Below are 21,952 nucleotides of genomic sequence, written 5' to 3'. Positions count from 1 at the left end.
GTGCCCATCGGGTCTGTGGGGTTAAAGGAGAGGATAGAGCCGCCGCAAAGCTTCACCCCTTTTATCACCTCGCCCGGCTCAGTGGCCACGCCGAAGGGCACAAAGGCACCTGTCAGCACGGAATCATTGGGGTCGGCGGTGAGGAAGTTCGCGCTCTTGAAGTTCCTGCCCCTGAGCACAATATCCTGGCAGGGGGTGGAGTGTACGTTGGGGCTTCGCATAATCCAGGGAGCCACAGAGGGGCCCATTACGCCGGCGTTACCCGCCAGCCCCACGGCCACATACATGCGCCCGTCCGGCCCCATGCGGATATCGTTTATCTGGTGCTCCGCCTGGCTGTCGATAATGCCCGACAGGATAGTCTCCACCTGCCCGTCTTTGGTCACGCGGGAGACGGAGCCGGTCAGGTCTTCGCCCCGGTGGGTGATGTAGAAGGCGCCGTCGTGCCATACAATACCCACGATGGCCGGATTGATGCCTTTGCCGGAGAGATCGACAGCCACAGTTGCCTTTCCGTTCTTTACCTGCATAATGCGCAGGGGCGCCAGCTTCTCAGGCTCAAGACCGCCACCGGCCTCCACCACGAACATATTGCCCGCATCGTCCCAGGTTACGCTGGTAGGCAGCTGGAGCCCACCAACTACTTTCTCAACTTTGAAGCCTGCCGGCACCTGCACCACAGGCAGGTCTATATTGTCATCATCCTCGAAGAGATGGCAGCCAGAGAGTATTACCGGCATCGTGAACGCCATCAGAAGCTGAGCGCACCTGCGGAGGACACTGTAGTTGAAGCGCCCTGGCTGAAAGCCAAACCCTGTGTTCCCTTGTTGTCTCATAGTCATTGGTTAAAAAGTAAAAACTGAATAATGAATCGATGTTACATGTCAATGTTTTATGGCTAAGGCCGTTATACACACTCCTGAAAGCAGCGGCGGTGAGGAAATCTGCAGCAGCCCCTCCCTTCATCACCAGGGGTATTTGCCAGGCTGCTGTCATAGCCTGCAGAAGTCGCCCAGCTGGTCGCAGCCTGCCAGGAAGAAAGTGCCCAGCAGCGCGGCAGCAAAGCCCTTGGTCAGAGTCGCCGCTTTATTCAGTATCATGCTTGTCTTCATGAATCCTTGTTTTAAAATGTTAAAAATTGACAGTCCCTCAGGTTCGCTATGATACGATGAACGGCTTGACGATGTCCAGTACCATCTCCATGGACAGCGGCTCATCCCAGGCCTCCCTCACCGCCATCACCGGAACCGTTGTCACCTCAGTCACTTCCACCCCCACATGCGTGGTGTTTTTCTCACCGGCGTACACGGCGCTGCTGGCCATCATGAAGGTCGCTCCGAAGCCGTCTATGCCGTCGTAGTCCTCTTCTGTTATCCAGCCTTTTCTTCCGCGTATGCGCCTTACCTGCGAGGCATGCCGTGCCTCCACCGCATGGATCTGCAGCGCCACCTTGAGCAGGTCGTCGTTGTCCATCAGGTTCGGTGCCTGCCCTTTGTAGGCTCTCACTCCTGTGTCCTCGAATGCCTGCGACAGGGCCAGGAAGAGCTGGCGGTTGCCGAAAGGACTAGGGAACACGCCCCCCGCGGTATAGTCAAACATGCTCGGCACGCCATCCAGGTTTCCGCCCAGGGCCTGAATCGTTGCCTCCAGCAGCTCCACGTGGATGCGCTCGTGCTCGCGGATGGCCATGAACACATCCATGTGCCTGCCGCTTACGACGCCCGAGTCCACTCCCTTTATGTAGAACTGGTACTCGAGCCGCTCCAGGGCCAGGGCGAACTTCAGCACGCCTATCACATCGCTGCTCTGTGCAAAAGCCATTTTCGGCATCATGGTAAAGGCTGCCACCGGCAGAGAGGCAAGCGCCACTTTCTTTGTCAGGCTCCCGAGCTTTTTGAAAGCCTCTTTTCTGGACATGTAGATGTCCACTTCCTCTTCCGACTTGTTTTCTGTGTTGAAAGAGTCAAACAGTTTATTAAAATCCATGGTAGTATCCTCCGGTTAAGCTTTTGGTAAATTACTCGCGTCAATCTCAGTCACAATGAAAGGGGCAGCCGCCTGCAGCACTTGCATAGGTGGGAAAGCCCGCTCCAGGCCATCGTCAATGAAGTCTACGAAAGCTTCATTCGGAGCGATAAGGTCATAGATGGCAGTCGCGTGCCGCGCCTCCACAGAAACGATTTTACCGGCCACTACCAGGAAGTCGGGGTTCTCAAGAAGAGGGCCTGCACCGTTATAGGCCGCCACGCCAAGGTCCTCGAACGTCTTGGCAGTCTGCAGCACGCTGTTTCTGTCTCTGAAGTCCACCATGCTGAAGTCAAACTCCAGCTTGCCGATGGCATTCTTTCCTAAAGCTGCTTCATAGAACTCGCGGTGGGCCACCTCGTGCTGCCGCAAATCCTCCAGCACCCTTATCTCCTCAGCGCTTGCACCGGCATAGAAGCCCAATAGCGCGACTTTGGTGTAGAAGGCCGCCTCCAGCTGCTCCAGGGCATAGGCATAGTTGAGGATGCCAATGTCCCCGCTGCCCAGGTTCACCTTGTTCTTGGTGTTCGGGTTTTTGGGCGGGATGAACTCCTCGAACTGCTCGCAGCCGGAGAGCAAAATAGCGGATGTGGCCAGTGCGGCTCCGCTGTACTGCAGGAAAGACCTGCGGGAGCTGCCAAGCCCCTGGTCAGGCTTATAGCCCCTTCCTTTTGAATCGGTAAAGTTTGACATACTTATCCATATTAAATTAAAAAAATACTACTTTAAAATCTTTCTCTCTCCTCTGTTGCCTTTCCCGTCATATATCCTGGTATTCTTTGCTATTCTGTTAAATTTGATTATTATACCTCATAACAGTCTTTACATCAATATATTCTGTTGCCTGCCGTGTACCTCCAGGACAAGTAGCAGTCCCTGTTCAAACACAGTTAAGTGGTGCGTGATTATTCTTTTTGTCATATTAAAGCACTTACGCAGAACTACTTACGCTTGTGCAGCTGAATATTTGAAGACAGGGGGATAATAAAGGGTGTAGGTACATAAACAATAAGTGAGCACTCATTTATAGTTAGAGAAAAGAAAATCCTGGGCCGTTGTGATGAGGGAAAGAGGCTGCCATGCCTGTTCCATCGCATAGTAAAGGGCAATGACAGAATCCTTTGCTTCCCTTTTCCCGTTTGTAGCACATTACGTCTAAACACAACGATATGGAAAACACCAACATTCTCGTTTTTATTGGGGGCCTGGGAGGCACAGAGGTATTTCTCATCCTGTTTGTCATCCTGCTGCTCTTCGGGGCCAAGCGCATTCCTGAGCTGGCAAAGGGCCTGGGCCGCGGCATCCGTGAGTTCAAGGACGCCACCAATGAAATCAAGAGCGAGATAGAGAAGCCTGGTAAAGACGAGAATGCGTCAGCGCAGAGACCGGTTGCCAGGGATGAAGCACAAAAAGAGGCTACCGTGTAAAAACCCTCTTTTAGCCGAGTAAACGGGACTGTATTAGGATAATGAGCTTTATGAGCCAGGCTCTGTAGCTTGCCAGCATGCCATGAATTTTAAAGATGAAGGAGAACCAGTTCCTGCGCATAGCCCAGGTTGCCGCTGATTACTACAGGCAGGCAGGGCCAGCCCCGGAGCCACGCCATTTTGAAGAATGGCTGCACACACTCAATGAGCCGATGCGAAACTACTTCAGGAAAGAGGGTTTTGAAGCCTCCAAAGGCGTAGTGGATTTCCGTCGCTTCGTGGCGGAGCAAAACGGCCAGGGGCTGAAAGAGTACATGCGGCAGCACCTTTCCGGGAGTGAGTACGAGGCATGGCAGCAGCAGGGCTGAAGGTACTGGTGAACATCCTGTGTTTCCGGTGCTAATGCTGCCAGTCCACCCATTCATCACGTCCTGCCCCTGTTTCTGTCTTTGCAGGAAAAGAATTACCTTCCGCACTTAAAGGTGCAGTGCTGCATCTTTGCAGAAGCTAAGCCGGTAAAGCCGGAAAGAAGAAACCATACGACTATGCTCTCACACAAGCACTTGATATTCATGGAAGTAGCCAGGGTGCTAAGCTTTACGAAGGCCAGTGAGGCGCTTTTCATTAGCCAGTCGGCCGTCAGCAAGCAGGTGAAGGGACTAGAGGAATTTTACAAAACAGGCCTGTTTGAGCGGAGCGGCAACAGCATCAGCCTTACAGCGGCCGGAAAACAGCTGTACCAAAAGCTGCTGGTGGCAAAGCAGCTGCAGCAAGAGCTCCATCAGGAGCTCAGCGAGCTCAGTGAGCTCTTCTCGCCACAGGTGAGCATGGTGATCGGCGCAAGCACCACTATCTCCCTCTACATCCTGCCCCCTGTTTTGTCCGCTTTCCTTCAGCAGAACCCCAACGCGCAACTAACCCTGAAAAATCGTAACAGCGAGAACATCGTCAAAGCTCTTCTTGACCATGAGATAGACCTGGGCATTGTGGAAGGCGTGAACAAGCTGAGCAACGTGACCTACACGCCCTTCCTCACAGACGATGTGATAGCGGTCTGCTCCTCCAGAAATCCACTGAAAAAGCGGCAACTGGAACTGAAGGATCTGTACCAAATTCCGCTTGCCCTGCGCGAGCCCGGCTCAGGCACACTGGCTGTGCTGGCGGAGGCACTCGAGAAGAAAAAGGTTAAACTGCTTGACCTGCCCATCAAAATCAGGCTGGGCGGCACAGAGGCGCTGAAGAACTTTGTGCGGGTAGACACCTGCCTTGCCTTTCTGCCGCGACAGGCCGTCCTGAAGGAACTGCAGTCAGGTGAGCTGATAGAGCTGCCAATAGAGGGCCTCACAGTAAAGAGAAACTTCAACTTTATCCAGCGAAAGGGCACGGAGAATAACGCTCCCTACAGGGGCTTTATACAATTCATGAAACGCAGGTATTCCAAGGAGGAATAGTCTATTCCTTTTTACCCTGCTGTTGCATCATAGCAAATGCCCTACTTGCCAAGGCAAAAGCGTATCTGCTAAACATGAACACCACACATACTAGTATTACAGCTAAAAGCCTGATCAGCTCTTTAGAGTGCTCCTGCTGCGGTAAGCCCTACACTGCCTTTGAGTTTCACAGGCTGTCTCCATGCTGCCAGTTGCCGCTGCTGGCGGGCTATGACCTCGAAGAGCCGCTCAGCAAAGAAATGCTGCACCGTCGCCCAGGCACGATGTGGCGCTACCGGGAACTGCTGCCTGTGCTTCATGAAAAAAACATTGTGAGCCTTGGCGAGGGGTTCACCCCTATCCTCTCACTTCATACATTAGCCGACAAGTACGGCTTTAAGGAGCTGCTCCTAAAGGACGAAGGTCAGAACCCCACAGGCTCCTTCAAGGCGCGCGGCCTGAGCATGGCTGTTTCTAAGGCGAAGGAGTTTGGGGTAGAGGGTTGCATCATCCCCACTGCCGGTAACGCCGGCGTGGCACTGGCGGCCTACTGCGCGCGGGCAGGAATAAAGGCAGTGGTCGTGATGCCACGGCACACGCCCAAGGCCTTCAGGGAGGAATGCTTTTGGTACGGTGCCGAGGTACACCTGGTGGACGGCCTGATAAACGACTGTGCCGCCAAAGCGGGAGAGCTTAACGCCGACAGTTCTTTGCTGGACGTGTCCACCCTGAAGGAGCCTTACAGGCTGGAGGGCAAGAAAACCATGGGCTATGAAATAGCTGAGCAGCTCGACTGGCAGCTGCCCGATGTTATCCTTTACCCTGCAGGCGGCGGCACGGGCCTTATCGGTATCTGGAAGGCGTTCCATGAACTGAAGGTCCTTGGCTGGCTCCCGCCGGACATCAGGCTCCCGAGGATGATTGCGGTGCAGGCGGAAAACTGTATGCCCCTGGTCGAGACTTTTTTCGGAAGGCAGCAAAACGCACAGCACTACGTGGGCAGGCCCACCATCGCAAACGGACTTGCCGTACCCAGGCCATTGGGTGAGCAGCTCATGCTAAAGACGCTATCCGAGTCAGGAGGAACAGCCATTAGTGTGACGGAGGAGGAAATGGTGCTCGGCATGCAGGAGCTGGGCAGGTCAGAGGGGCTGTTTGTTGCCCCGGAGGGAGCGGCCCTATGGATGGCCGCACGTAAGTTGCTGGCCACTGGCTCCATTCTTCCGGAAGAGCAGGTGCTGCTGCTCAACACTGGCTCAGGGCAGAAGTACATGCAGAACGTCGAAGGCAAATACAAGGTCTAAAATGAGTAGCTATCAACTATGCTGGAATGCAGTAATGGGAAAATGAAGAGACACCTCTTTTTCTAATCCGATTTCCAGCCTCTGGGGACTGTTTCTCTGATAACAGCTTCTATGTAAAACAACATTTACTTCGAGCTTCTGCTCATTCAAATACGTTATTGTACATAACTGGTAAACCGCTCCCCAAAGTTGGATCAACTTATATTTTTCTTTCATTAGCTACATAATTTTTCAGCTATGTTAATGTTCAATCCGCCACATCCGGGCGAAATCTTAAGAGAATATACTGACGCAACGGGGCTGTCAGTAACACAGATTGCAGAGAAGCTGCACATGAGCCGTAAAGTGCTTTCCCAAATCCTGAACGGTCACGCTGGTATTAGCGCCGAGATGGCATGGAAGCTGTCTGCTGCGTTTGGTACCACTCCTGACGTGTGGATCAACCATCAGAAACAATATGACCTGTGGCAGGCCAAGGATAAAGTAGACGTATCTACCATCGAGCATCTGCTTGAACCGGCGGCCTGACACACCGTCCACGGCCTTTATCAGGCAGGCTTGAAGAGCAGAGGCCACAGCTTATCATAGGTTACCCGAAGAAGCACCCATGAGCATCCTGGTCTACTAACTTAACAAACTTCTCTATTTCCTTTACCTCTGGATAAGGCTCATAGGATGCCCATTTAAGATTAGCTCGCATCCAGTAAATCTTCCAGATGCCTTTAGACCTGATGTACCTGGCTTTCGCTATCGGGTGATGCCGGATGACCTTCTTGTCATCCCACTGAGGCCTTATTTCAAAAATCTCCACGGTGTTATTCTGGAAGGTGTACCCTATGTCAAGCTGGCTTCTAATCTCCTCCGCAGGTCTTCTTTTTTCAAGGAACTTCTTCATCTGCCTGTCAACAGAAGAAAACAAAGGGTCGTGATTATACTGGTTTAATGCATCCATTTCTTCATGTGTTATTCCATATGCAGCTCCACCGGAGGTGTAGCCCACAATAAAAGAGAACTGCCCCTCATTTCCCAATTCCAGGCTGCCAGCCATCTTCCTGCTGGTTTCTTTGTTTCTTTTCCTCATTCGCTTGTTCCTTTTGCCGATGATAGCTTTACCTCTACCGGGTAGGCCCTGTGTCCACCTGGCTCTCCAGCGCCTGCTGCACCTGAACCGGCAGGGCGGATAACAGGTCATAGCCGGTGGCCTGCTCGATGGCATCCACACTCGTGCGGTAGGTGCCCCAGTCGGAGCGGACGGTGTTGCTGTTGGGCGTGTCCACGGCTATCACGCGCGTACCGGTGTTTATCCGCTGCAGGTCGTCTTGCCCCTCCGGCAGCACCACCAGCACCTTCCAGATGCGGCCAGGCACGGTCACCTTCCCGTTGTCGATGGCCCTGGCGGTGCCGCTGTCACCGGTCCCGCCCACGCCGTAGGAGCCCATCACCACATACACCTCCATGCCGTCCTCCACCAAGTCCCGGGTATAGTCCTCCATATTCGCCCACGTCTCCTGATTGTTGTTGGGAGCCTGCGGGATGATGTTTGTCATCAGGAAAGTAGCGGAGTTGTCCTCCTCGGATTTGGTACGGTCGGCAGAGGGAGTATTGTGCCCCCTGTCAAAGCCGCTGCCGGTGTAGCTGGAAGCGGTGACGCGGTACCACCCCTGGGGTAGCTCGGGGTCTGCCCTGAAATTATTCTGCCGCGGGGCACTGCCGAGCCAGTCCCGGCTCACGTGCCAGCTCACCCAGTTGGGGGTGCCCCGGTCCCGGCTGTAGGAGAGCGCGAACTGGGGCTTTGTCATCAGGTAGTTGTTAAAGTTGCTTTCGTCTGCTGTGGCTCCGCTGGGGTTGCCCAGCAAGCTTTGCTCCTCTTCCGGGGTGAGCGCCTGCTGCGGCGCTACCTCCGAATCCTGGCAGCCCGAGAGGACAAGAAAGAACAGCAGGAAGTATCTGTAGGTGTGTTTCAGCATCATTCAAAGTTAAACAGAATTCCCCTGCCGTTACTACAAGTGATGGCATTTGCTGCGGGAGCTGCATGTCCAAAAACGGAATCATGCTTGAGTATGCGTTATTTTAAAGTATGCGGATGCGTAAGGGCTGGCTTCACTTCACAACAACAGTGCAGGCATATCAGCAGCCATCACACAAGGGAATTCACCCTTGCCGGAGGATAAGCTTATTCTAAAAGCCCCTCCAGGTCAATTAGCTCCAGGTACGGTTCCAGGAGCTCCCTTCGCTCAAACCCCTGCACCAGGGCAATCTGGTTATCTTCCGGCGAGTACCACACCTCCACAAAGAAACCGGACAGGTGGTAGAGCACCACACTGCAGCCCATCTCGGTGCGGATAGCCAGAAACCTTCCCTGTTGCCAAACAAGGTCTGCCCTTTTGTCGCGGGAGTAGCAGTTAAATTGATAATAATTCATCCTCTTCCGCTATTGGCTCCTTCTATCATACGGTTCTGGGAAACTTTGTCTGTCGGACCGGCTCTTCTATAGAGGATTTGCTTTCATCACCAGGTACAGCACCTCCACTCCTCCTGCCGCTCTTTCTTCCCTTTTTTAACCAGCAAGTAGTCTTCAGGAATGGAAGGCAGATGATTTAAGAGCCACTTCCTGATGAGAAGGCAAGGGGGGCAATAACAGGCATCGCAAAAGTAGAATCAGTTGCAGCTGCTGATTAGTCCGCACCTGCACAGTAACCAGCAGCAAGCTTTGCTCCCTCCGTCCAGCACTCCGCCAGATTATGCTAATCCGTCAGAGAGCTTCCCGTTGCTGGCCACCCTTCCGCCAGCCTCCTCATTTCGCTGCGCTCCACTCCTCAGCTAGCGGAAAAGTGACTTTCCTCCCCGCGCAAAGCAGGCACCACCCGCATGTTATTGAATAACCACAGTAAATATTGTAAACACAATAATTCGGTATTACTGAGTAAGCTACTATCACTACAAAAGGGGAAAGAAAGAAAGAAAGCTAATGCCTTGTATTCCTGGTACTCCTCCCCATCAGGAGGGACACCTACTCCTCCAGCCCTGTGGTTTTATCCACCCATTTGCAACCATAGCTGGTATTCAGCCGGGGAAAGGTGTTGTTTCATGTAAACGGCCATGCCTACGGTGTCTGTCTGCTCCCTCGACACCAGGTAGAAGTCTATCATCGTATCTTCAACATGTTTTTAGTGAAGCGTTCGCCTGCTCCTGCTTCTTTACCACCTGAAACATGCTCCAACCAGGACAAGTGCAAAGCTTCCATAGATGATTAACCTGGGGATGTTTTTTCTGTAGAACTTCTGCCGGAGTGTGAGTCCAGTAAATGGCCTCATGCAGAACTGGGAGTAATGTTTTACCCCAAGCTTAGCCAAAAATTTTACCTTCTCAAAGTACCTGTCCCCGTGTTGGGGGCAGGACTGAGGGTTCGTAGCATCGTTATACAAGAAGATTGTATTTCTCTTCCCTCCCCTCCCCCATCACGCGCTATTCCATCAGGGCTGTGAGCAAGCTTTGATAGCTTTGCTTCGGTTAATCCCATGTATTTCGTGTACACCGGCATTTTAGCATAGGCATCATCTTTCATGATGCTCTGGGAATTTTTGGTCGTATTCCAGCCCAAAGGCATGTACTTCATATTGAAGGGCAACCACTCTCCTAAGAAGTTATTTTTATACCGGAAGGCGTGTTGATCCTAAAGAAACCGCTTAGCGCCATAAGTCTGAGTGTAGGGTGACATCTGCAGGTATAGCAAGAAGAAGAACCACTCGATTGGAGTGGTTCTAATATAATGGTATTATTATGTTTACTCTGATTATCATAGTTACTTGGTAACATTAGAAACCCGCTGAGCCCCGCGGTGTGGCTTGCCTCCTCTCACGCTCTTGCTGCTTCTTACATGCGAGCGGCTACGGTGGCCATACACGCTCCCTTCGCCTGTTACCTCATAGTCCTGCACCAACACTTCCAAAGGGAAGCCCAAGCCTTTGTGAAGGCCCCGGATCATGTCTATTGAGAGTTTGCGCTTGCGGTTCAATACCTTCGAGACAATCGCCTTATCGCCGATGTAAGGGACAAGGTCCTTATCCATCAGCCCCAGGTCCTCCATCCTAATCTTTATAAACTCTATCGGGTTAGGTGTACTGATGGGGTAGTTTTCCTGCTCATATGTGTTAATGAGCAGGGTCAGCAGTTTGAGTTCCTCTGCTTCGGCGCTATCCTCCGGCGCATCAAACAGTTCCTCTACGCGAGCAAGATACCCTTGGTACTGCTCTTCGCGCTCTATGATTCTTATCTGCATGGTCTTGGTCTTAGGTTAAATTTAAACAGTCGCTGCGTCTACCTTATCATACTCAGCGTGCGTGCCAACAAACTTGATCATCATGCTCTTGTACTGGAAGGACACCCGCGCCACTTTTCTGTAATTGTTGCCCTTAATTAAGTAGGCGGCAAGCTCATCAACCGTTTTCTCACCCCAGCTGGTGGCGGCAATCCTCCTGCTGATGTACTCTCCCACCTGCCAATACAGATTAATCCGTTCCGTGTTAACAGCTTTCAAGGCATTGCTCCTGGCTTGCCGGATGAGCGTAGTGATTTCAGAGAATTGGTCCTGCGATATGGGAGGTACCTGGTAAAGTAAATAGTTACAAAGGTATCACTTTAGCACTCCTGGTCAACCTACGGCTATAGGGGTACATACCTATGGCTGGAGATTAGATAGTTGTGAAGCAAAGCTTGCCGTCCCTACTACACATAAAATGATGAGCTCCTCCCTGTTTTCATGACGTTCAAAAGTAGGCTACTGATCCTTTACAGGCTGCAGCACTCCGTTCTCATCGTAGTCGTAAGAATGGCCCATTAGGTACATACCTACCTTTCTAACTTCATACGCATTGCCAAACCTGAACAGGATTGTGTTGATGCTGCCGTTGTCCCTATGCTGGAAAGTACCACGAATCCACCATTCAGGCACACCCGTTTTCTCCACCAACTCTTCCATGGTCATACGCTCATTCTTAAGCACCTGCTCCAGGCGCTCGGTCATAGTGCTTTTCATCTATCACCTTTTGTAAAGCATACGAATCAAAGGGACAAATCGCGATGTCTAATCCTCAGGTTATGGAGCATGACCTGAGGAGCGCCTGATTTTCCCAGCACATGAATATTGCGCAGGCCATAGTGTACTTGCTACATGTTTAGGAATCAGGCAAGGTCATTTATTTTGAAGGTACGGTTTTCCCTTAAAGTATTCCTTTAATATATACTCCACAAAGTCCGACTTGCTTCTGTACATCTCATGTAGGGTACCTTTATCTATGTACTCTTCCAACACTTCGTCCACAAAAAAGGTAATGCGTTTTCTGTTAGATGCTTTCTTTCTCTTAGGAGGCATAGGTACGGGTACTTCATCCTTCACTGGACTAGCAGTTGAATCCGCAGCCCTGGCACCATGTAACTTTCCCAATACATTATCAAATCGCTTTGTTTCTTTATTAGCCATAAGAAGAAGTTTCCTGTTGATTTTTATAAAGTTAATATTTTATTTAACCTTAATAAAGTATTAAATATTAATAATCTCCTGCGTTAGTTCTCTGTAATCCTTCGCCCCATTGGAATCAGGTGCATAGGAAAACACATCCTGGTTCATAACTAGGCATTCATTCAAGGCCACATTCGTACGTATCGCTGTTTTCATGACCTTATCCCCTAGCTGCTCCTGTGCTTCCTTCACGATTGTTTTCCCCAGAATCGTCTGCGCGTTTTTAGAGTGATTAGTAAAAAACAACCCCCCCAGTTTCAGCTTTGGATTAAGCTCCTCTTCCACAATAATATTAATGGTCTCCAGCATTTTATCCAGTCCTTTCCAGGCAAAAGGCTCAGCGGCCATCGGTATGTATACTATATCTGAAGCGAGTAAAGCATTTACGGTATAGATGCCCAACGAGGGAGGACAGTCGATGATCACGTAGTCATACCTATCCTTCACCTTCTTCAGGATAGAGCGCAGCTTAGCTGCCCCAGCGACAGAATGAGCTACTGCATTCTCTCTTGATATTAGGGAGTGACCGGAATAGGCAATGTCCAGACCGTTTGCCTCGCGAATGACCGCAGTGATTTTACAGTTATCTAAAAGCGCATCTGATATATTTAATTCTTCTCGGGGATCTATACCAACGGAGGTAGTTAAGTTTGCCTGGGCATCCAAATCAACCAACAGCACCTTCATGCCCATTTCCTTCAAGGCGTAACCGATTCCCAGCGTGCTGGTAGTTTTTGCGACTCCTCCCTTTGCGTTTACTATGGATAAGACTTTCGTCATATGCTTATTATTTTATTAACTGTTATTACTTTATTAACTGTTCTAAACTTAAATCATCTTGTAAGTATATTAAGATTAATTAACATGAACAAATTATGAAATATGCACACTTTATGAACAGTTAATAAAGTTAATATATAAATCTTATATTCCTGAACATTGCCCGTAACGCAGCATCATGTATAAACTGGTAATATTTTAAAAAACTTTAACCTTGTTATTAACTTTATGAATAGTATTGACTTTATTCATTTTATAATTTTATTAAATCTGTAAGCTGAATAAAGCTGATAATAGATGACAGTACCCAGCTACTGACAACATCGCTGCTGGACCTTTTTTAACACGCATCATGCATTGTCTTGATCCATACATTGTATGCACAGTGAATAATATGCTCATTATTCATAACTTATGAACTGTATGCACAATGAATAACGTAAACACTTTTCATATTTTATGCACAGTATGTATAGTGAATAATTTATGCATCTTTCATAACTTATGCATGATATGCACGATTAATAATTTATGCATTATTCATATTTTATGAGCGGTATGCACAATTAATAACATAAAGACTCTTCATACTTTATGAACTTTAAATAATATGAATAACCTATGCAATATTCACAATTTATGCATTGTATGCACAGTTAATAACGTTTGCATTGTGCATACTGTCATAAACATATTCATTGTTCGTAAAGAAGATGCTTTTAAAGAAAGTTTTATTCAGTACAAAAAAGAACTTGAACGCTTACTGGCACGCTAGCAGACAATACCAGTCACATGCAAAAGAACGAGGCAGGTTCAAAAGCACAATAGCAGAATGTCGAAACTAAGAAGCTGTTTTAAAAGGTATGGAGGGGAATAAAAAAGTGCCCACTTCGGTTAAGAAAGTTATTCGACCAACTAATCAAAACCTAGGTGAGCACCACTCAAAAGAAGCAAAAAAGGAAGCGTTGTCCAAGCGACATTAGCCAAAACGGCTGGAAAAAGTTCAAACAGGCATCAATGCTGTGTTTTATGTGGTAAAAACGGGTTGTAGCTGGCGCAGTTTGCCGCACGATCTTCCCCGCTGGCAAACGGCTTACGGCTACTTCAACCGCTGGAGCAGGGACGGAACCTGGGAGTCCGTCCATTGTTTCCTGGTCAAAAAGCTCCGCACCAAGGCAGCCCGCAGGACTTGCCCGACGGCTGGTATCCTGGACTCGCAGAGCATATCCACACGGCCTGCGGCGGCCGGCACCGGGGCTATGATGCAGGAAAGCAGATAAAGGGGCGCAAGCGCTTCATCCCACTGACACGCAGGGACTGTTGTTGGCCGTGAGGATATGTGCCGCAAGCGTGTCGGATAAAATAGGGGCCAAGTGCCTGCTGCGCTACCTGCGCCGCTCCTTTGTGCTCAGGGCACTCTGCAGCCAGATGAAACAGGTGTGGGTGGAAGGGGGTACCGGGGAGAGGACCTGAGGCGCTTTGTCAGGAAGCTATGGGGATGGTGCTGGCAGGTGGTGCTGCGGACTGAGGAGACAAAAGGCTTCAGCGTACTGCCCAGAAGGTGGGTGGTGGAAAGGACCTTTGCCTGGATGCTGCACGCGAGACGCTTGAACAAAGACTATGAAAAGAACAGAACAAACGCCCAGAGCATGGCCTATCTGGCTACGATAAGTCTCATGCTAAGAAAATGAAAATAGGTTTTAAAAAGGCTTCTTACAAATCCATGTCATTTCAAATCAGGAGACCCAAGACCTTTCTTGTGGTGTGATCTAACAACTGTTCCCGCAACGAAGAAAGGAATTACTAACGTGTTGAGAAATGGGATATATCTTCTTAAGGGCCAAAAGGGACTGACAAAAAATACAGTAGCAGGTGGTAGTACCGCACAGAAGTAATATGTAAAGGAGGGTAGAATCCAATGCTTAAGGAAGCAGCCCAGAAGAAAATGATGCGGGGTGATGAGGAGCAACAGCGGCAATAAGCTCCTTGTCACCGGACTTGGCAGGCGATGTGCCGGTTAAATGACATTGGGATAATCAATGCGCTTTCACTATCTGCCGCTCCTTTAAAAGCCGAATCATAAGCCCCTGAAAATATCTAAAAAGTGCCGAAGGTTGCGTGTGGCGGCATACCTGGTATTTTCATATCTATTGTTTCCCCAGGCTGGCAATCACTATATATAAACAGCCACTAAAGCCTTTATGTAAACTTCATGAAAAAGTATTAACTATATTAACATTGCTAACTCTATTCACTTTATTAAAAGGTAATAAGGTATAATCTTTAAAGGGTATGGCCTTTACCCTACAGAAGCAGATTATCCTTTATTTTTCTCAATCTTATTGTCCAGATGTTTCGCGAACCATTCCGCTTCCGACGTAAAAGTTAAGGTTGCCTTATTTGTAGAGAACCAATTATTGGCTTTTGTGATCACCAGGGGAGGAAGTTGCTGGATGTATTTCTGGATCTGTACTTCTGAAAACGCATATTTATCTCTCATGATCCGTACAGCATTCGCTGTGACTTTATCCGTTCCTATGACTGGGGTAGGGGAGGAGAATAGATTATGTTGAAGCGTTTTAGGATTCGCTTGCAACATTTCAGGAGCAGCGGAAGGCAGCACATTGATCGTCTTGACCAAATAAAACGTGATGGAGTCCGCATTGCGGCCTTTTTTATTAATCTTATAATCGAAGGCCATATCAGTATCCAGCAGCTCTTCCTTCGCTGTATCTAAAATGCGCCTTTTGAACTCCGCAAATAATGGATACTTGATGACTTTGATTCTATCCCCTTCGGGTAAGCCCGCTCTTTTTGCTTCATCCTCGTTGAGTTCTAAATCCAGCCCCAGCATCAACCTTAATTGCTTGTATTTGATCGTGGTGGGCTTATCTTTAAATAACCCTTGCTTGATGAACATGTAGATCCTATAAGCCTGTATGGTTTTAAGGCTTAACAACTGTTCTAACTCGGCCTGAGTATAATTGCCCTTCAGATCCAGTAAATAGGGGGCCAGGTCATTGTTGATTTTGGTGATGATAAACCTGCTATCCTGTGTATAACTTACGGTGGGAAAGATTACCATACTCAGATAGGTCCTCTTCATCTTACCCGTCTTATCAGGCGATTGACTTTCTACCTTAAATTTGATTTCCTGCAATTCTGTCGCCAGCTTTGCTACCTGCTTAAAATTTTTCCCCCCTTTGGATGCATAGAGGGCATCTATGGGAATCTTCACATGGGTAAGTTCCTTATCGTCCTTATGGATATGTCCCAAAGCATAGATGAACGCCCGCAATTGCACCGTTGGAATGTCAAAATAGCTGTTGATCAAGTTGTTATGCTGGGTAACAAGCTTATTAGGCTGCCTGACAGGAATATTTAATAGGTCACTCATGGGCCAAAGTTTAACAGTTTAAATATATGTATTTATTTTGTAACTAGTACATATACATGCTTAAATCTATCGGAAGCTTTCCTGAAGGTAGCTGGGGTGGGATTTTGTACATACATGGGATTCCCGCCATGTATCTTTGGGATGCTGTACATCCTTGCGTGGGAATATGTACATATAAGGTGGGATTTTGTACAGGAGAGAGTGGGAATATGTACATATATCAGGCTGTATTGGCGTGATTGTCAAGGAGTTAATTCGCTTCTAATAAATAATAAAAGTATTAAATAAAAGAATAAAGAAAGGGAAAGCTTCTTCTTTTAGGGTCTTATTAGTATTAAATGAGTCAAAAGGGAGGTAAAAGAACTCCAAGAAGTGGGATTTTGTACATGTATAACGCGCATTTGTAACACTTATTAAGAGAATAAATTGTTATTCAGCAGTGGGATTTTGTACATAAATAGCGTCTGAAGAGCACAAGTTTAGGTTAAAGCATGTGTTTTAATATGCTGTTAATCAGCTACTTATATGATTTTGAAAAGTTCCTTTATGGCTGATTATGCTTTTTAGAAATGGTGTACATCTATTTGTTGCCCGCAAATGGTGCTCCAGGTCTTCGCAGGTGGGATTTAGTACATATATCTCTTCATACACGTTCAAGAAACATTTTTTAACCTTGTTGTAAGTAATTGAATATAAGTAAGTTATAAATACATGGTGCAGCTTGATCCTTTCTCTTGTTCCCTCTTGAAAAGCAGTACATATAAGGGCCAATAAAACACGTGCAGCAGCTAGCAAACAGATCAGGGTGCAACCATTTGAATGTTCAACGGCTGGTCTGTGGTTTCTGGGGGAGAAGCACTCCTAAAAGCAAGGGGGAAAAGTGGCTTTATCAAAAGAAAATAGCTGGCGGGAGGAACGTCATGTAAGGCTAAAGTTGGCTGGAGGCAGGGGAGGAGAGGGGGAAGAAAATCAAGAATGGCAAGGGTATGTTCTACGAAACATGTTCTTCTGCAGGAAATTTAAAAGTAAAACTAACTTTTCGCCCTTGGCTTTCCAACTTAGGTTTAACTGAAAATATCTACCGCTCACATTATATTAGCAATAGCGGGGAAAATGCTTGATAGGTAATAAACTAGGGAGCTGGAATTTCAAAACGCAATATAAGCCGAACGCGCTTGCCGGAGAATGCGTTTTGAGTACGCGCCTGTTTTCCATGCAGCTATTTCACTCATTTTTTCTCACTTTTCAGGCTATTTAGCGGGTTTTTGCTATCTTAGGCACGCTTAACCAGTTGCCTGTGATGAACGCCTCCCCCGCCAGCCAGTCCCTTCCGTACCACGTGTTTGCCCACTCCGACTTCGGCCTGGACACGCTGCAGACGAAGGTCTTTATCCACCTGCTGGAGCAGGTCACGTCCTATGAACGCCTGCAGCCTATCCGGGCGGGGCTGGCGGACGTGCTGGGCAATCCACCCACCCCGCAGCACTACACGCTCCTTGAGGAGGCCCTGCAGGATCTGGCCGGGAAGCGGCTGACCAAGCCGGGCCCCGGCCGCAGCAGCATGGGCTTTTACCCGATTTTCGAGTACCTGACCTTCCACCATGAGCAGGGGGGCTACCTGGAGGCGCTTTTCTCCGAACATGCCCGCCCCGAGCTGCAGGAGCTCACCAGCACCTTCTCCCTCCAGGAGATTGCCAGCCTGGTGACGCTCCGCCACAGCCACACCCAGCGCCTTTTCTGGTTTCTGCGCGCCTATGCCGGCGAGCGGAAGGTGGAGCTGTCGGTGGAGGAGCTGAAGGAAGTGATGCTCGGCGTGCGCAAGTACCGGCAGCGGGACGCCGAGTATGAGCGCTACTATGACTTTAAAACAAGGGTGGTGGACCAGGCCATCAAGGCCATCCGCGACAGGGGGCTGCTGGACATCCGCTACCGCGAATACCGCCACAAGCGGGTGGTCGTCAAGCTCGTGCTCACCGTCCACTCGTACCGCACGGCCAGTCCCCCACAGGCCCGCGCCGCGCAGCTCATCCTGTTTCCCTGAGTCGGGCAACAGCAGGAACGCTTCCGTCTCCCTACTTTTCGAGCGGTTCTTTCACCGGCCACTTCAGCAGGTGGTTGAAGTGCTTTTTGAGCAGCACGGCGGACCAGGCCCCGGCTGGGATAGGCGGTTGCTTCCGCTCGTGCAGCCTGTTGGTGACGATGTCCAGGTTGAGTTGCTTCATGACAGGCCACAGCAGGGCCTGTGGCACCCTCTCCACTACGTCTTCTGCCTGCTCCGGGGTGAGGCCGTAGGAAAGCGTCAGGCGCACGTAGGCGGTCTCTTTCTTGCCCTCGTACCGGGGCGCTGCCGGCGTGAGCCCCAACATTTTTTTGCGGGAGTTGGCCGACTTGATGTTGTAGAACCGCACCCCGATGACCTTCTTGCCGGACTTAAGCAGCTCGGTTTCAAAGGTGAGGGGGTTGCCGGCCTCGGCTGACACATCGCGCACCTCCTCCACGGCCGGCTCGAGCACATAGCGCTTGAAGTCATTCCACTGGGTGTACTTGTCGGGCCTGCCCTCCTCCTGCTTCACCAAGATGGTTTTCAGGTTCTCAATAGAGTCCTCGTACCTGGTCAGCGACTCATAGCTACGCAGCAGCCAGTACAGCTTGTAGGAGTGACCGGTCTTCAGCTTGAGGAGTATCTCCAGCTCCCCCAGGGTAAAGCCTTTTTTCAGCTGGATGAGGTAGGGCTGAATCTTACGGCCCCAGGCCCCGCGGATCAGGTTCTTTCCCACTTTCATCTCCATGGAGTCAAAGAGCCCGCAGGAGTCATAGTCGTAGGGGCCGGCATCCACCTTGAGCAGGTTGATGCGGCGCTTGTCCAGGCTTTTCACGGCCTCATGCAGCAGCTTGTACATTTTACCCGAGCCACCGGTCCCAATCACGTCGCTGATTCTGATGGAGACCTCACCCAGCTCCCGCGCATCCTTTGGAATCGTCTCCAGCAGTTTCGTGAACACCTTGGCCTCCAGGTGTGTAAAGGCCAGGTCCGAGCGCACCAGGTTGTTATGCTGCGCCACCGTCAGGATCGTATCCACTTTCTTAAGTTTTTCCATGCCGCATCCTTTTGTTGCCGGGCAAGATAGAAATTAAATACAGAAAACAGAATCCACTTTTTCTTTATTCTTTTTCAGAACGTACTATTCTCTTCTTCAAACCGTACTTCTCTCTTTTTCAACCGTACTTTTCTCTGCATATAAACGTACTTCGCTCTGTATTTCACCGTACTTTCCTCTGTTTTGTATGTTTTAATACTCTTTTATTCAGTATGTTACAGCGCATTGAATAAATAGAATGAAAGAATGGGTAGAATACTGGAATAGACTCCAAATATTTTTTTTACAAAAGGGAAGGGAAAGGAGTGCGTATTTGGGGCGTGGTTTTACCCGAATGCGTGTACTGTGACCTAACCGCCTGCCTTAAATGCCTCTTAAAGTGCAGAATCGATACAGCCCGACCGTACTTTTCTCTGTTTTCTTCGCTCAAAAACATTTCTGGCAACCTCCAATAAAGAGAAAAGTACGAAAATGCGGATTACGGAATACGGAAAACGCAATACGGATTACGCATTGTGTAATGCGTATTGTTGCTTAAGGAAAGGATTTACCCGAACATGTGTAGTCCGGTTTACCAATTCCCTAAGCGCCACTTAAAGGAAACAGGAGTGTTGCACATTGTGCATGAGGCAAAACGGCTTACACCATGCGCCATGTGGATCGCTGGGTAAGTGGCCCGGAAATGAACCATACGTGGTCGAAGCAAGGCATCCAGAAGAATCTATATACACCGGGCCTAGGTAGCGCCGGCATGACTGACAGCACGTGCAGACCTGATGCATGTAATGTATTCAACCGGTCTGGAGAGCTGGCTCCAGCGTTTCTTGGGGTAGGTCAGCCTGTCCATCCTTGACGGGCTGTGTCCGTCTTCACCAATCCTAAGTTATTACAGCTTTCTCGGCTATTCTAAACCATGCCGCCGTTTAGCCTTCATTTTCCCTTTGGTTTGCTATTCTCCCCCTCCGGAGATTTCTTTGCAAGATGTGTTTATGTTGCACATAAACCTCTTGCCTCGCTTTCCACGTAGGGAAAGCAAGAGGAGATAATTCGCGACTCATCATCTTTTAATTGTGCTAAATGGAAAACGAGCAGCAGGCACCAGAATGGAAGCCCAAAGGCGGCAGGCCGCCGATGAAGGCAGAGGAGAAGCGCCTTAAAACGGCGAGCATGCGGCTGACTGAAGACGAGCGCGGGACCCTGGAGCGGCGGGCAGAGGCGGCCGGGTACAAAGACCTGAGTGAGTACATGCGGGTGCGGCTCCTCTCCGAGGACAATGCCCCCACGCATAACCCGAAACAGCTGTTCCGTGCCTTGGACAAAACAGGCGGTGAGCTGAAGCGGATAGGCAACAACATCAACCAGGTAGCCCGCTACGTGCACTACCTGGAGAAGAACAACATGGTGGAGGGGAAGGTGATTGCCCTCTACAACCAGCACTTCCAGGAGTTCCTGCAGGTAGAGAAGGAGTATGTGAAGGCCATCCGCGCCTACCTGCGCACGGTCCGCTAAATCTGTAATGCGTTTTCCGTATTCCGTAATGCGGATTCGGTTTTGTAATTATCCCATACATTTACCGGGCTATGATAGTCAAGATACTTTCCTCCGCCGCCACCTTCTCAGGGGTGCATTACAACGAAGACAAGATAGCCAAAGGCACGGCCCAGCTGCTGGCGTCTGATAATTTCAGCATGCTCCACCTGGGCCCCTCCGGCATCGCAGACACGGACTACAAAGGCTACCTGCTTTCCTGGTCCCGATCCGAAGACAACAAACAGACGGTGAAGCAGCCGCAGTTCCATGCCGTCATCTCCTGCGAGGGCAGGGAGAAGGATGCCTATGAGCTGCAGGACATTGCCCAGCAGTACCTGGAAAAGATGGGGTATGCAGCGAACCCGTACCTTATCTACTTCCACTCCGACACCCCTAACAACCACGTGCACATCGTCTCCTCGCGCGTGAATGCGGAGGGCCGGAAGATTGACGATTCCTTTGAGAGAATCAGGAGCCAGAAAGCGATGAAGGAGATCCTGCTGCAGGATGTAGGCGAGGAAATGAGGGCACACGTCAAGAAGGCGCTCAGTTACAATTTCTCCACAGAAGCCCAGTTCAAGCTGCTGCTGGAAAGGCAGGGGGTAAAGGCAGAGGATGATGGTATCAGCTATTGCTTTATCAAGTACGGGCGAATAATCAGCGCACTGGATAAAGCAGAAGTTACCGAAAAGGCAGCCAGGTATGCTGCTCCGGAGGCAAGGATAAAACAGCTGAAAGCACTCCTTGCCAAGTACAAGCCGGGGCTTGAGGAAAAGGAGTGGAGGACGCTACTGCATACTAAGTCCGGGGTGGAGCTGGTGTTTCACCAGGCAGAAGGCAAGGATACCCCCTACGGCTACACCCTTATCGACCATGCCAATAAGCAGGTACTCAAAGGTTCGCAGGTCATGAAGCTCAGCGAACTGCTCCACGCTGCCGGACCGGTATCAGTTGAGCAGCGACAGGCCCAGCGCACGGAGCAGGCCAGCCAGTGGGCTATCACCAGCCAGGCGGAGGCGCGTATCCTGCAGCGTGTTTTTCACCTCAACGCCGATAGCCTGAAGGTGAACAGCCCCAAAGACGAGGAGGCGCTGGAGTATGCCGCTGACAGATTGAACAGCATGCTGGCCAATGGCAGGAGCCTGAACGATATGCTGCAAAGTACTGGCTGGAGCATTGCAAAGCTGGATGGGCAGCATTACCTGATAGACATAAGGGAGAAAGGTATTCACCCGATGCAGGAGCTAACCAGCCGCCGCCTCGACTACGGCAGCGCTCCTGTGCTGGACCTGGACAGGGAGCTGAGCCCGCAGGCCAGCCGCCAGCTGGAGCACTCTTCCGGCTCATTCACGGAATTACTCCAGCTCATGGCCGAGGGCCTGCAGGAAGGCAGCCGAACCACTGAGCAGGAAAGGAAAAATAAACGAAGGTTAAAACGCTAAT

General features: G+C 49.8%; 23 protein-coding genes. 10 read left to right on the top strand and 13 right to left on the bottom strand.

The window, feature by feature from the left end; all coding sequences use genetic code 11:
- The 3 genes from E1919_RS24470 to E1919_RS24460 form a co-directional block, all read right to left on the bottom strand.
- Positions 1-836 (bottom strand): PQQ-dependent sugar dehydrogenase (locus tag E1919_RS24470; RefSeq protein WP_394351827.1); only part of this gene is annotated, 836 nt, incomplete at its 3' end.
- A gap of 322 nt (positions 837-1,158) precedes the next feature.
- On the bottom strand, positions 1,159-1,986 hold the full coding sequence (locus E1919_RS24465) for a ferritin-like domain-containing protein (protein ID WP_202915990.1): 828 nt from the start codon (positions 1,984-1,986) through the stop codon (positions 1,159-1,161).
- Positions 1,987-2,001: 15 nt separating this feature from the next.
- Positions 2,002-2,718, bottom strand: a complete 717-nt coding sequence (locus E1919_RS24460) for a ferritin-like domain-containing protein (RefSeq protein ID WP_162056043.1) — start codon at positions 2,716-2,718, stop codon at positions 2,002-2,004.
- 476 nt (positions 2,719-3,194) lie between these two features.
- Here E1919_RS24460 and E1919_RS24455 point away from each other — a divergent pair, with 476 nt between their 5' ends.
- The 5 genes from E1919_RS24455 (at position 3,195) to E1919_RS24435 (ending at position 6,714) form a co-directional block, all read left to right on the top strand.
- Positions 3,195-3,452 carry a Sec-independent protein translocase subunit TatA/TatB gene (locus E1919_RS24455; RefSeq protein WP_162056042.1) on the top strand — a complete coding sequence of 86 codons (258 nt, stop codon included), beginning with the start codon at positions 3,195-3,197 and terminating at the stop codon, positions 3,450-3,452.
- A 95-nt stretch (positions 3,453-3,547) separates the two neighbouring features.
- A complete protein-coding gene (locus E1919_RS24450; protein ID WP_162056041.1) occupies positions 3,548-3,820 on the top strand; it encodes a hypothetical protein in 273 nt (90 codons plus the stop codon).
- Positions 3,821-3,997: 177 nt separating this feature from the next.
- Complete coding sequence (locus E1919_RS24445; protein ID WP_162056040.1) at positions 3,998-4,903, top strand: LysR family transcriptional regulator; 906 nt, start codon at positions 3,998-4,000, stop codon at positions 4,901-4,903.
- Positions 4,904-4,977: 74 nt separating this feature from the next.
- Positions 4,978-6,186 (top strand): threonine synthase, encoded by a 1,209-nt coding sequence (locus E1919_RS24440; RefSeq protein ID WP_162056039.1) that lies wholly within the window; start codon positions 4,978-4,980, stop codon positions 6,184-6,186.
- Between the two features lie 243 nt (positions 6,187-6,429).
- Positions 6,430-6,714 carry a HigA family addiction module antitoxin gene (locus E1919_RS24435; protein ID WP_317168268.1) on the top strand — a complete coding sequence of 95 codons (285 nt, stop codon included), beginning with the start codon at positions 6,430-6,432 and terminating at the stop codon, positions 6,712-6,714.
- A 61-nt stretch (positions 6,715-6,775) separates the two neighbouring features.
- On the opposite strand, the gene E1919_RS24430 is transcribed toward E1919_RS24435, so the two are convergent.
- The 8 genes from E1919_RS24430 to E1919_RS24395 form a co-directional block, all read right to left on the bottom strand.
- On the bottom strand, positions 6,776-7,267 hold the full coding sequence (locus tag E1919_RS24430; protein ID WP_237144836.1) for a DUF3024 domain-containing protein: 492 nt from the start codon (positions 7,265-7,267) through the stop codon (positions 6,776-6,778).
- Positions 7,268-7,301: 34 nt separating this feature from the next.
- Complete coding sequence (locus E1919_RS24425; protein WP_162056037.1) at positions 7,302-8,156, bottom strand: DNA/RNA non-specific endonuclease; 855 nt, start codon at positions 8,154-8,156, stop codon at positions 7,302-7,304.
- A 203-nt stretch (positions 8,157-8,359) separates the two neighbouring features.
- Positions 8,360-8,608 carry a hypothetical protein gene (locus E1919_RS24420; protein ID WP_162056036.1) on the bottom strand — a complete coding sequence of 83 codons (249 nt, stop codon included), beginning with the start codon at positions 8,606-8,608 and terminating at the stop codon, positions 8,360-8,362.
- 1,380 nt (positions 8,609-9,988) lie between these two features.
- Complete coding sequence (locus E1919_RS24415; protein ID WP_202915989.1) at positions 9,989-10,465, bottom strand: helix-turn-helix domain-containing protein; 477 nt, start codon at positions 10,463-10,465, stop codon at positions 9,989-9,991.
- A 21-nt stretch (positions 10,466-10,486) separates the two neighbouring features.
- On the bottom strand, positions 10,487-10,759 hold the full coding sequence (locus tag E1919_RS24410) for a DUF1016 N-terminal domain-containing protein (RefSeq protein WP_262888764.1): 273 nt from the start codon (positions 10,757-10,759) through the stop codon (positions 10,487-10,489).
- Positions 10,760-10,963: 204 nt separating this feature from the next.
- Entirely contained in the window at positions 10,964-11,221 is a 258-nt protein-coding gene (locus E1919_RS24405; protein WP_162056034.1) for a hypothetical protein, read from the bottom strand.
- A gap of 156 nt (positions 11,222-11,377) precedes the next feature.
- Positions 11,378-11,665, bottom strand: a complete 288-nt coding sequence (locus tag E1919_RS24400; RefSeq protein ID WP_162056033.1) for a hypothetical protein — start codon at positions 11,663-11,665, stop codon at positions 11,378-11,380.
- A 60-nt stretch (positions 11,666-11,725) separates the two neighbouring features.
- Positions 11,726-12,484 (bottom strand): ParA family protein, encoded by a 759-nt coding sequence (locus tag E1919_RS24395; protein ID WP_162056032.1) that lies wholly within the window; start codon positions 12,482-12,484, stop codon positions 11,726-11,728.
- 1,022 nt (positions 12,485-13,506) lie between these two features.
- On the opposite strand from E1919_RS24395, the gene E1919_RS24390 reads away from it, so the two are divergent.
- Positions 13,507-13,764 carry a transposase gene (locus E1919_RS24390; RefSeq protein ID WP_262888763.1) on the top strand — a complete coding sequence of 86 codons (258 nt, stop codon included), beginning with the start codon at positions 13,507-13,509 and terminating at the stop codon, positions 13,762-13,764.
- Between the two features lie 93 nt (positions 13,765-13,857).
- On the top strand, positions 13,858-14,175 hold the full coding sequence (locus tag E1919_RS24385; protein ID WP_162056030.1) for a transposase: 318 nt from the start codon (positions 13,858-13,860) through the stop codon (positions 14,173-14,175).
- Between the two features lie 626 nt (positions 14,176-14,801).
- On the opposite strand, the gene E1919_RS24380 is transcribed toward E1919_RS24385, so the two are convergent.
- Positions 14,802-15,881, bottom strand: coding sequence for a replication initiation protein (locus E1919_RS24380; protein WP_162056029.1), 1,080 nt, complete (start codon positions 15,879-15,881; stop codon positions 14,802-14,804).
- A 1,300-nt stretch (positions 15,882-17,181) separates the two neighbouring features.
- On the opposite strand from E1919_RS24380, the gene E1919_RS24375 reads away from it, so the two are divergent.
- Positions 17,182-17,922: a replication initiation protein gene (locus E1919_RS24375; RefSeq protein WP_237144837.1), complete on the top strand. Its 741-nt coding sequence runs from the start codon at positions 17,182-17,184 to the stop codon at positions 17,920-17,922.
- Positions 17,923-17,953: 31 nt separating this feature from the next.
- On the opposite strand, the gene E1919_RS24370 is transcribed toward E1919_RS24375, so the two are convergent.
- A complete protein-coding gene (locus E1919_RS24370; protein ID WP_162056027.1) occupies positions 17,954-18,979 on the bottom strand; it encodes a replication initiation protein in 1,026 nt (341 codons plus the stop codon).
- 1,077 nt (positions 18,980-20,056) lie between these two features.
- Here E1919_RS24370 and E1919_RS24365 point away from each other — a divergent pair.
- Together E1919_RS24365 and E1919_RS24360 are read left to right on the top strand one after the other, a co-directional pair.
- On the top strand, positions 20,057-20,488 hold the full coding sequence (locus E1919_RS24365) for a plasmid mobilization protein (RefSeq protein ID WP_162056026.1): 432 nt from the start codon (positions 20,057-20,059) through the stop codon (positions 20,486-20,488).
- Between the two features lie 71 nt (positions 20,489-20,559).
- Complete coding sequence (locus E1919_RS24360) at positions 20,560-21,951, top strand: relaxase/mobilization nuclease domain-containing protein (protein WP_162056025.1); 1,392 nt, start codon at positions 20,560-20,562, stop codon at positions 21,949-21,951.
- The last annotated feature ends 1 nt before the right edge of the window (position 21,952 follow it).

Source organism: Pontibacter pamirensis, from assembly GCF_010015475.1.
GTDB lineage: Bacteria > Bacteroidota > Bacteroidia > Cytophagales > Hymenobacteraceae > Pontibacter > Pontibacter pamirensis.
This window is presented reverse-complemented; position numbering and strand designations above follow the sequence as displayed.